7 protein-coding genes are annotated in these 6,638 nt (G+C 70.8%); 2 read left to right on the forward strand and 5 right to left on the reverse strand.

The features are described from left to right. Nucleotides 1-54: 54 nt before the first annotated feature. Nucleotides 55-528 carry a DUF1203 domain-containing protein gene (locus tag HW577_RS04055; RefSeq protein WP_198374785.1) on the forward strand — a complete coding sequence of 158 codons (474 nt, stop codon included), beginning with the start codon at nt 55-57 and terminating at the stop codon, nt 526-528. Here HW577_RS04055 and kce read toward each other — a convergent pair. Continuing rightward, nucleotides 525-1,451, reverse strand: coding sequence for a 3,5-dioxohexanoate:acetyl-CoA acetone transferase (kce, locus tag HW577_RS04060; RefSeq protein WP_198374786.1), 927 nt, complete (start codon nt 1,449-1,451; stop codon nt 525-527). The two genes, HW577_RS04055 and kce, sit on opposite strands and share 4 nt — an antisense overlap. 117 nt (nt 1,452-1,568) lie before the next feature. On the opposite strand from kce, the gene HW577_RS04065 reads away from it, so the two are divergent. After that, nucleotides 1,569-3,110 carry an amidohydrolase family protein gene (locus HW577_RS04065; RefSeq protein ID WP_198374787.1) on the forward strand — a complete coding sequence of 514 codons (1,542 nt, stop codon included), beginning with the start codon at nt 1,569-1,571 and terminating at the stop codon, nt 3,108-3,110. A 69-nt stretch (nt 3,111-3,179) separates the two neighbouring features. On the opposite strand, the gene rpmB is transcribed toward HW577_RS04065, so the two are convergent. From rpmB to HW577_RS04085, 4 genes are all read right to left on the reverse strand, one after another. Continuing rightward, the gene (gene rpmB, locus HW577_RS04070; RefSeq protein ID WP_198374788.1) at nt 3,180-3,473 is read right to left on the reverse strand and encodes a 50S ribosomal protein L28; all 294 of its coding nucleotides are present in this window, start codon (nt 3,471-3,473) and stop codon (nt 3,180-3,182) included. Nucleotides 3,474-3,569: 96 nt separating this feature from the next. Further along, entirely contained in the window at nt 3,570-3,827 is a 258-nt protein-coding gene (locus HW577_RS04075; RefSeq protein WP_198374789.1) for a hypothetical protein, read from the reverse strand. Nucleotides 3,828-4,000: 173 nt separating this feature from the next. Then, entirely contained in the window at nt 4,001-5,839 is a 1,839-nt protein-coding gene (locus HW577_RS04080; protein ID WP_198374790.1) for an ABCB family ABC transporter ATP-binding protein/permease, read from the reverse strand. Between the two features lie 119 nt (nt 5,840-5,958). Then, nucleotides 5,959-6,638 (reverse strand): MFS transporter (locus HW577_RS04085; RefSeq protein ID WP_474100241.1); only part of this gene is annotated, 680 nt, incomplete at its 5' end.

Consider the following 6,638-nt stretch of genomic DNA (forward strand, 5'->3'; position numbering starts at 1 on the left):
TGTGAAGGCAACGGGCGGAAGGCGCCGGACCGCCGCACGCGGCAGCATCGCCGCATGAGCACCTTCCGCTGCATCCCCATCGACACCGCCGCCGCCGCCCGCTTCCGCGCCACCGGGCGCGACGACCGCGGCGGGCCCGTCCATCTCCGCGAGGTCACGGGGTCGGGCTTTCCCTGCCGGCACTGCCTGCGGCTCGGCCGGCCGGGGGAGAGGATGATCCTCGCCTCCTGGGACCTGCCCTTGCCGCAGGGGCCCTATTGGACGCCGTCGCCCGTCTTCGTCCACGCGCAGGATTGCGCGCGCCGGGAGACGGTGGATGCGCTGCCGGAGACGGTGACGCAGAACGCCATCGTCTCGCTGCGCCACTACGACCGGGATGGGATGGTGCTCTACGACCTCGGCGTGGTGGTGCCGGGGGAGGAGGCGGAGGCGGCGCTACGCGCGCGGATCGACGACCCGCGCGTCGCCTATGTGAACATCCACACCGCGCGGCCGGGCTGCTGGCTCACGCGGGTGGAGAAGGGCTAGAAGCCGACCAGGTCGCCGCCCTTCAGCTTCAGCATCGCGCGGGCCTCTGCGGGCGTGGCGATCTCCAGCGACAATTCCTCGAGGATGCGGCGGATCTTCGCGACCTGCTGCGCATTGGACGTCGCCTGCTGGCCCTTGCCGATCCAGAGGCTGTCCTCGAGCCCCACGCGGACATTGCCGCCGAGCATGCCGGCCATGGTGCAGAAGGGCATCTGGCTCCGCCCGGCGGCGAGCACGGACCAGACGTAGTCCTTGCCGAACAGCCGGTCCGCCGTCTCCTTCATGAACATCAGGTTGCGCGGCTCGGCGCCGATGCCGCCCAGGATGCCGAAGATCGTCTGGGTAAACAGGGGCGGTTCCACCACCTTGCGGTCGAGCATATGCGCCAGGTTGTAGAGGTGCCCGACATCGTAGCACTCGAACTCGAAGCGCGTGCCGTGGCCCTTGCCCAGCCGCTCCACGATCTGCTCGATGTCCTGGAAGGTGTTGCGGAAGATGTAGTTGGTGGTGCCCTCCAGGTAGGGCTTCTCCCAATCGTGCTTGAAGTGCTTCACGCGCGCGGCGGAGGCCGAGATGTTGAAGTTCATCGAGCCCATGTTGAGGCTGCACATCTCGGGCTTGGCCAGCAGCGGCGCGGCGAGCCGCTCATCGACCGTCATGCCGAGCCCGCCGCCGGTCGTGATGTTGATGACCGCGTCGGTGGACTGCTTGATGACCGGCAGGAACTGCATGAAGACCGCCGGGTCGGGCGTCGGGCGGCCGTCGATCGGGTCGCGCGCGTGCAGGTGGATGATGCTCGCCCCGGCTTCCGCCGCCGCGATCGACTGCTCCGCGATCTCCTGCGGCGTGATCGGCAGGTGGTCGGACATGGACGGCGTGTGGATCGCGCCGGTGACGGCGCAGGTGATGATGACCTTGGACATGGCAGGTTCCTCCGCGATGTGCGCGATCCTGCCCCCGGCGCGGCCGGGCCGGAAGGGGGGGCGTGACGCGGGGCACGCCGATCCCCTAGCGTTCCATGAGCGCAGCAGGAGCCCGCCATGACCGTCACGCTCGTCCGCGGCCGCCACGTGATCGAACGCGTCGTCGATCGCGACACGGCCGTGATCCACGACGACGGCGCCGTCGCCGTGCAAGGGGACCGCGTGATCGCCATCGGCCGGTTCGCCGACCTCTCGGCGCACTACCCCGGCGCGGCTGTGCTGGGCTCCGACGGCCACGTGGTCCTGCCGGGCCTGGTGAACAGCCACCATCACGTGGGGCTGACGCCGGTGCAGCTCGGCTCGCTCGACCAGCCGCTCGAGCTCTGGTTCGCGACGCGGATGGTCGCGCGCGATGTCGACCTGCATCTGGACACGCTCTACGCGGCCTTCGAGATGATCGGATCGGGCGTCACTACGGTGCAGCACCTGCACGGGCGCGCGCCGGGCGCGATCGGGGATGTGGAGCGCGCGGCGCGGCAGGTGATCGGCGCCTACCAGGCGATCGGCATGCGCGCTTCCTACTCCTACGCCTTCCGGGACCAGAACCGGCTCGTCTACGAGGACGACGAGGCCTTCATCGCGCGCCTGCCGCGGGAGCTCGGCGCGCGGCTGGCCGAGACCCTCGCCCGCTTCCACATCACGGCGGAGGAGTATTTCGACATGGTGCTGCGGCTCGCAGACCATGTCGCCGGCGATCCGCGCATCGCCATCCAGCTCGCGCCCACCAACCTGCACTGGGTGTCGGACAAGGCGCTGGACGGGTTCCGCGAGGTCTCGGCGCGGCACGGCCTGCCGATGCACATGCACCTGAACGAGACAGCCTACCAGAAGCGCTACGCCAGGCTGCGCGGCGGCGGCACGGCGGTCGAGCATATCGCGCGCCACGGGCTGCTCGGCCCGCGCATGACCCTGGGGCACGCCGTCTGGCTGACCGAGGCCGACATGGACCGCGTCGCGGAGAGCGGCACGCTGATCTGCCACAATGCGAGTTCCAACCTGCGGCTGCGCAGCGGCGTCGCCTGCCTCGGCTGCTTTTCCCGCCGCGGCATCCGCGTCGCGATGGGCATGGACGAGGCCGGCATCAACGACGATCGCGACATGCTGGCCGAGATGCGGCTCGTGCTGCGCTTGCATCGCACTCCTGGCATGGACCCGGCCGAGGTGCCCTCGGCCCCCGAGGTCCTGCGGATGGCGAGCGAGAATGGCGGCCTGACCACGCCCTTCGGCGCCGCGATCGGCACGCTGCGCCCGGGGTCCTTTGCCGACCTGTCCCTGATCCGCTGGGACAGCCTCGCTTCGCCCTATCTCGACCCGCTGATCCCGGTGGTCGACGCCGTGCTGCTGCGCGCCAAGGCGGAGGGGGTGGAGACGGTGATGATCGGCGGGGAGGTGGTGATGCGCGACCGCCGCTTCACGCGGCTGGACCGGGAGGCGGCGCTGGCCGAGCTCGCCGCGCAGCTCGCCCTGCCGCTGCGGCCGGAGGAGGAACGCCGGCGTACGCTGGCCCGCGACCTCCTGCCTCATGTGCGGGATTTCTACGCGGGCTACCTCGATGGCGAGGTGCGGGAGCCCTTCACTGCGCCGAATTCGCGCATCTGACCGGGCAAAGAAAAAGGGCGGCCGCCCCGCGGGGCGCCGCCCTTGCCGATGCCGGCCGGGAAGGGGCCGTCAGGCCGCCTTCTTGGCCTGGGCGCGCTCGAGCCGGCGCTTCAGCAGGCGCGCCTCGTCCGGCAGGCGCCGGTCCGGCGTGCCGAGGAGGAAGGCGTCGAGACCGCCATTGTGCTCCACCGTGCGGATGCCGTTGGTCGAGAGGCGCAGCTTGATCGGCGCGCCGAGGATTTCCGACCAGAAGGAGGTTTCCTGCAGGTTCGGCAGGAAGCGCCGGCGGGTCTTGTTGTTGGCGTGGCTGACGTTGTTGCCCGTCAGGACGCCCTTGCCGGTGATGCCGCAGCGGCGGGCCATGGTGGTCTTCCCGAAACGATCAGGGCGCACGGGACAGGCCCTGCGCGCCGGTGGATGCGATGGAGGCGCGGCTTGTGGCCCAGACGGGCCGGTCCGTCAAGCCTGCGCCGGGGGGGGCTGGCGCGCCTCGGCCAGCTCGCCGCTCTCGACCGAGGCCAGCGCGTTGCGCAGCACGGCGGCGACCGCCCGGTCGTCCATGGTCCGCGCCAGCAGCCCCAGCGCGCCGCCGAGCAGGGCGGAGGCGATGGAGATCGGGGCGATGTGCTGCTCGATCATGTACTCGATCGCCTTGTCCACCACCGAGCCGGCGTGGCTGAGATCCTCGGGCGCGCCACCCATGGCGTCCTGCTGCATGCGGCGTTCTCCTTCTTTCCAGAGCAATATCGGATCAGCCGGAAGCGGCTGATCGGATTTCTTGCTCTGGAAACCGTTGATGCTACAGCACGAAACCCGATCACACTGGTTCAGTGTGATCGGGTAGTGCTGCAGGCCAGATGGGGCGGGCGGGGGCGGTCTGTAACCCCCTGTTACGCGACGGATTCGCCAAGCCGCCCGGCGCGGGGGCGATCGAGGTCGGCCTCGGCCTGGGCGCGCGCGGCGGCCTCGGCGGCTGCGACCGCCTGGGCCTGGCGGCGCCACATCTCGGCATAGAGGCCATCGGCGGCGATCAGCTCGGCATGGGTGCCGCGCTCGGCGATGCGCCCGTCCTGGAGGACGATGATCTCGTCCGCCTCCACCACCGTGGACAGCCTGTGGGCGATGACCAGGGTGGTGCGATTGCGCGCCACGTCGCGCAGCGCGGCCTGGATCTCCTGCTCCGTGCGCGTGTCGAGCGCGCTGGTGGCCTCGTCCAGGATCAGGATGCGCGGGTCCTTGAGGATGGTGCGCGCGATCGCGACGCGCTGCTTCTCGCCCCCCGAGAGCTTCAGCCCCCGCTCGCCCACCCGGGTCGCGTAGCCCTCGGGCAGGCGGATGACGAAGTCATGCACCTGCGCGGCGCGGGCGGCGGCCTCGACCTCCTCATCCGTCGCGCCGGGGCGGCCATAGGCGATGTTGTAGCGGATGGTGTCGTTGAACAGCACCGTGTCCTGCGGCACGACGCCGATCGCGCGGCGCAGGCTGCCTTGCGTCACGGACTGCACGTCCTGGCCATCGACTGTCACGCGCCCGCCGGTCGCGTCGTAGAAGCGGAACAATAGGCGGGAGATGGTCGATTTCCCCGCCCCCGTCGGCCCGACGATCGCCAGCATCCGCCCCGGCGGCACGGTGAAGGTCACGCCTTTCAGGATCTCCCGGTCCGGGCGATAGCCGAAGCGGACATCCTCGAAGCGGATCTCCCCCTGGCCCTTCGCGAGGTCCGGCGCGCTGGGCGCGTCGCGCACCTCGGCCGGGACCTCGAGCAGCGTGAACATCTGCTCCATGTCCGTCAGCCCCTGCCGGATCTCGCGATAGGCGAAGCCGAGGATGTTGAGCGGCAGGTACAGCTGGATCAGGTAGGTGTTGACCATGACCAGGTCGCCCACCGTCATGGTCCCCGCCGCGATGCCCGACCCGGCCAGCAGCATCGTCACCGTCAGGCCCACAGCCATGATGAAGGCCTGGCCCGCATTGAGCATGTTGAGCGTGGTCTCGGATCGCACATAGGCGCGCTCGTAGCGCGTCAGGCTGTCCTCGTAGCGCCGCGCCTCATGCGTCTCGTTGTTGAAGTACTTCACCGTCTCGTAGTTCAGCAGGCTGTCCACCGCCTTGGTGTTCGCTTCCTCATCCGTCTGGTTCATCTGCCGGCGGAAGCGCAGGCGCCAATTGGTGAAGGTCAGGGTGAAGGCGACATAGGCCGCGATGGTGCCGAGCATCGTCAGCGTGAAGGACAGCGCGAACATCCACCACAGGATGACGGCCACGAACAGGATCTCGACGATGGTCGGGATGATGTTGAACAACAGGAAGTTGAGCGAGGTGGCGATGCCGCGCACGCCCCGCTCGATCACGCGCGACAGTCCGCCGGTCGCGCGGTCCATGTGGAAGCGCATGGACAGGGCGTGCAGGTGCTCGAACACCTCGAGCGCCACGCGCCGCCCTGCGCGGGCCTGCACCTTGGCGAAGATCGCGTTGCGCAGTTCCGCGAAGGCGGAGGACATGACGCGCAGCAGCCCGTAGCCGAGCAGCAGCGCGACCGGCACGGTCGCGGCCGCGGCCATGCCCGATTGTGGCGCGAGCGCATCGACCGCGCGGGCATAGGCGATCGGCACCAGCACGTTCGCCGCCTTCGCGGCCGCGACCAGCACCAGCGCGGCGACCACCCGCAGGCGCAGCTCCGCCTCTCCCTTCGGCCAGAGATAGGGCGCGATGCGCAGCAGGGCGCGCATGTGGCCGCCTTCGGCGGCGGGCTTGGCAGGGGGCAAGCGATGGACTCCGGTCTCGGCGGTCGGACATGGGGCCGCCCGCCCCGCATGGGAGCCATCGGCGCGCCGGATGCAAGCCCCCTTCAGCCCGCAGGGCGCCGCGCCGCCATCAGGAAGCCACCCGCCGCCGCGGCTGCCACGGCGACCAGCAGCCAGGGCACGGGCCCATAGGCGCCCGCGCCATCCCACAGCAGCGCCAGCACGAGCGGGGCGAGGGTGCGCGGCAGCACCGCGAAGGCGGACAGCGCGCCGGTCACCGTGCCGTAGCCGTCGCGCCCCAGAATCTCCGCCGTGCCGGCGGCGCGGACGATGGTCAGCAACCCGTCCGCCACCGCCCAGAGCAGGACAAAGAGGATGGTGAGCGCGAGGCTCCCCGGCCCCAGCGCCAGGCACAGCATCCCCGCCGGCAGCAGCCCGGTCGCGAAGCGCCCGACGGCGCGCATCGTCACCCGGCGCCCCACGGCGTAGAGCAGCACGCGTGCCGCCACCTGCGCCGGGCCATGCGCGGCGGCGAGCAGCAGCACCGTCGCCTCCGGCCAGCCGCGTTCGCGCAGCAGCGGGATCAGGTGGGCGGCGAGCCCGGTGCCGAGGAAGGCATGCGCGGCGAAGCACAGGGCGAGGCCGAGGAAGGCGCGCTCGCGGATCCTCTCGCGCAGCGGGCGGCCGGTGGGGGCCGTGGCGCCGCGCGGCGGCACCCGCGCCTGGCGCAGCATGGCGAAGGTCAGGACCGCCGCGCCGGCCTGCAGTGCGGCCAGCGCGCCCA

The organism is Neoroseomonas rubea, from assembly GCF_016106015.1.
In the GTDB taxonomy this organism is placed as follows: domain Bacteria; phylum Pseudomonadota; class Alphaproteobacteria; order Acetobacterales; family Acetobacteraceae; genus Neoroseomonas; species Neoroseomonas rubea.

What these genes read in the sequence shown, in the direction of transcription:
- HW577_RS04055 (WP_198374785.1), top strand. Translation starts at nt 55, where the DNA reads ATGAGCACCTTCCGCTGCATCCCCATCGACACCGCCGCCGCCGCCCGC.
- kce (WP_198374786.1), bottom strand. Translation starts at nt 1,451, where the DNA reads ATGTCCAAGGTCATCATCACCTGCGCCGTCACCGGCGCGATCCACACG.
- HW577_RS04065 (WP_198374787.1), top strand. Translation starts at nt 1,569, where the DNA reads ATGACCGTCACGCTCGTCCGCGGCCGCCACGTGATCGAACGCGTCGTC.
- rpmB (WP_198374788.1), bottom strand. Translation starts at nt 3,473, where the DNA reads ATGGCCCGCCGCTGCGGCATCACCGGCAAGGGCGTCCTGACGGGCAAC.
- HW577_RS04075 (WP_198374789.1), bottom strand. Translation starts at nt 3,827, where the DNA reads ATGCAGCAGGACGCCATGGGTGGCGCGCCCGAGGATCTCAGCCACGCC.
- HW577_RS04080 (WP_198374790.1), bottom strand. Translation starts at nt 5,839, where the DNA reads ATGCGCGCCCTGCTGCGCATCGCGCCCTATCTCTGGCCGAAGGGAGAG.